Origin of the sequence: Sphingomonas sp. RB1R13 (genome assembly GCF_036663775.1) — a bacterium.
Classification (GTDB): Bacteria; Pseudomonadota; Alphaproteobacteria; order Sphingomonadales; family Sphingomonadaceae; genus Sphingomicrobium.
In genome coordinates, this window is record NZ_JAXOJM010000067.1 from 1 (window position 1) to 1,218 (window position 1,218).

1 protein-coding gene and 1 pseudogene are annotated in these 1,218 nt (G+C 65.4%); one reads left to right on the plus strand and one right to left on the minus strand.

Translation table 11 applies throughout. The features are described from left to right. Positions 1 to 383, plus strand: a pseudogene (locus tag U1700_RS14915) (polyhydroxyalkanoate depolymerase); the annotation flags it as partial. Between the two features lie 172 nt (positions 384 to 555). Here the strand turns inward: U1700_RS14915 and U1700_RS14920 are convergent. Next, on the minus strand, positions 556 to 1,218 hold a 663-nt coding region (locus tag U1700_RS14920), incomplete at its 5' end, for a PD-(D/E)XK nuclease family protein (protein WP_332753466.1).

The window sequence follows — 1,218 nt, forward strand, 5'->3', positions numbered from 1 at the left end:
ACGGCGAAAGCGCCGATTCCACCAAGCGCTTCTATGACGAATATCGCGCGGTCTGTGACATGACGGCGGAGTTCTATCTCCAGACCGTCGAGCTGGTGTTCCAGCGCCATGCGTTGCCCAAGGGCGAGATGCTGCATCATGGCAAGCGCGTCGATCCGGGCGCGATCACCGATATCGGCCTGCTGGCGATCGAGGGCGAGCGCGACGACATCTCCGGCCTAGGCCAGACCCGCGCGGCGCTGACGCTGGCGACCAATCTGCCGGACGACAAGAAGCGCTATTACATGGCCGAGAAGGTCGGCCATTACGGCATCTTCAACGGCTCCAAATGGCGTAACCGCATCGCGCCGGTGGTTGAGGAGTGGATCAAGGCGAACGGGTAAGGGGACTTCCTCCCCACCCTCCGTTCAGCCTGAGCGAAGTCGAAGGCCACGGGAATGGCGCCCTTGGCATAGCGCCGGGCGTGCGCTTCGACTTCGCTCAGCGTGAACGGCTGTTGTAGACAATCCCCACACCCCGTTCAGCCTGAGCGACGTCGAAGGCCAAGGGAAAACATCACCGATCACGGCCATACCATTCATCCCGCCGCATCAGCTGGTCATATTCCGCATAGGGCGCATATTCGGGCACCAGCTTGGCGGTGAATGGCGCATCGCCGGTCAGCCACTGGCCCGCCGCCTCGGCGAAGTTCGCCGCCGCGATCGACACGAACTCGTCGGTTCGAATCCGCTCACGTTTGCCGTCGGGATCGACCGGCGTGGCGATATAGCCCAGCCCTTCGCGTCCGCGCCCCAGCGACCAATATTCGAAACCGCCCGCCTTGCCCGCCACGCCCTCGAACCCGCCCCGCTCGGCGATCAGGCCGAGCAGACCCAGCTGAAGGCTGAACCCCTCGCGCACCGCCGTGGTCGAAGGCGGCTTGCCGGTCTTATAGTCGATCACCACCAGCGATCGGTCCGCCGCCTTGTCGATCCGGTCGAACCGGCCGGTCAGCGTCACGCCCGCCAGCTCCGCCCTGCCCTTGCCTTCCGCGCTCAGGACATGGCGGCCTTCGCTGGCCTTGGTGGCGACCTCGGCGGCGATCCAGTCGATCGCCTCGATCAGGCGCGGCTGCCACAGCGCGCGCATCATCGGATGGGTATTCTGGTCGCGCAGCATCGCCAGCGCACGCGGACGCAGCGCCTCGACGTCGCAACGGTCCTCCTTCCACCACATCTC